Origin of the sequence: Streptomyces sp. NPDC059142 (genome assembly GCF_042755665.1) — a bacterium.
Lineage (GTDB): Bacteria > Actinomycetota > Actinomycetes > Streptomycetales > Streptomycetaceae > Streptomyces.
On record NZ_JBHZDA010000212.1, the window covers coordinates 1 to 2,011 of the forward strand.

Genomic DNA, 2,011 nt, shown 5'->3' on the forward strand with positions numbered 1-2,011 from the left:
CTTCCAGACCGTCCTGGAGGTGCAGTCCACCCCCCTCCTCGTCCCGGAGCTGGACGGGGTGGACGCGCGGGTGCTGCCCTCCACGATCCGTGACGCCAAGTTCGACCTCGACCTGCAGGTCGTCGAGCGCTTCGACGCCGAGGGCCGGCCCGCCGGTTTGGACGGCGCGCTCGTCTACGCCGCCGACCTCTTCGACCACACCACGGCCGAGACCCTCATCGCCCGTCTCCTGCGCGTCCTGGACGCCGTGACCACCGGGCCCGGGCGCTCCGTGCACACCGTCGACGTCCTCGGAACCGCCGAACGCCGGCGGATCGTGGACGAGTGGTCCCGCGACCAGCCACGGATCGCCGGGCCGGACGCCCGCGTCTACGTCCTCGACGACCATCTCGCGCCCGTGCCGCCCGGCGTCCCCGGACAGATCCACGTCACCGGCGGTGGACCCGCGGACGACACCGTGCCCTGCCCGTTCACCGACGACGGCGCCCCCATGCGGCCCACCGGGGCGCGCGCCCGCTGGGACGACGAGGGGGTCCTGCACGTGCTCGCCCCCGAGGACGCGACCGCGGCGCCCACGGAACCGGCGCCGGACGCCGAAGCGGCCGGCGCCCCGGCCGCCCGGCGCGAACCCGGCGTGCGCGCCGAACTGCTCCGCACCGTGTTCGCACAGGTGCTGAACGTGCCCCGGGTGGGCGTCGACGACGACTTCTTCGCCCTCGGCGGCCACTCGCTCCAGGCCGTGCGCCTGGTCAGCAGGATCCGCGCCGTCCTCGGCGTCGAACTGCGCGTCCGCGACCTCTTCGAGTCGCCGACGGTGGCGGGGTTGGTGGCGCGGTTGGAGGGTGTGTCGGGTGTGGGGGTGCGTCCTGTGGTGGTGGTGGGGGAGCGGCCTGGGCGGTTGCCGTTGTCGTATGCGCAGCGTCGGTTGTGGTTTGTGGACCGGTTGGAGGGGGCGAGCGCGCTGTACAACATTCCGTTGGTGGTGCGGTTGTCGGGTCGGGTGGATGTGGTGGCGTTGGGTGGGGCGCTGGGTGATGTGGTGGCGCGTCATGAGGCGTTGCGGACGCGGTTCCCGGAGGTGGAGGGGGAGCCGTATCAGGAGGTTGTGCCGGTGGTGGACGCGGTGGTGGATCTTCCGGTGGTCGCGGTGTCGGAGGGGGAGTTGGAGGGTCGGATCGAGGAGGTGTCCGGTCATGTTTTTGATCTGGCCGGTGAGCTTCCGTTGCGTGCTTCGTTGTTGAGGGTGGGCGAGGAGAGTTCTGTTCTGGTGCTGGTGGTGCACCACATCGCGGGTGATGGTTGGTCGCTGGCTCCGTTGTGGCGGGACCTGTCCATCGCCTATACGGCCCGGGTCGGTGGTGGTGGGCCTCGGTTCGCGCCCCTGCCGGTCCAGTACGCCGACTACACCCTGTGGCAGCGCGACCTGCTCGGCGACGCCGCCGACCCCGACAGCGTCCTCGCCCGGCAGTTCGCCCACTGGCGGGCCGCGCTGGACGGCGTCCCCGAGGAACTCGCCCTGCCCGCCGACCGCCCCCGCCCCGCCGTCGAGAGCCACCGCGGCGCGGCCGACCCCGTCCAGGTGTCCGCCGAGCTGCACGGGCGGCTGGCGGAGCTGGCGCGGGCCGAGGGCGTCACGATGTTCATGGTGTGGCAGGCCGCGGTCGCGGTCCTGCTGTCCCGGCTGGGCGCGGGCGAGGACATCCCGCTGGGCAGCCCCGTCGCCGGCCGCACCGACGAGACACTGGAAGACCTCGTCGGCTTCTTCCTCAACACCCTGGTCCTGCGCACCGACCTGTCCGGCGACCCCACCTTCACCGAGGTGCTGGGCCGGGTCCGCACGACAGCGCTCGACGCCCTCGACCACCAGGACGTACCCTTCGACCGCCTCGTGGAGAAACTGGCACCGGCCCGCTACACCGACCGAGTTCCCTTCTTCCAGGTCCTGCTGGCCGTGCAGAACATGCCGCAGGCCCACGTGTCGATGCCCGGCCTCGACGTCGAGGCCGGACCC

The 2,011-nt window shown here is 72.3% G+C and carries 1 protein-coding gene; it reads left to right on the forward strand.

Going from position 1 to position 2,011, the window contains the following annotated elements:
- On the forward strand, nucleotides 1-2,011 hold a 2,011-nt coding region (locus ACFXPK_RS32800; RefSeq protein WP_385080805.1), incomplete at both ends, for a condensation domain-containing protein.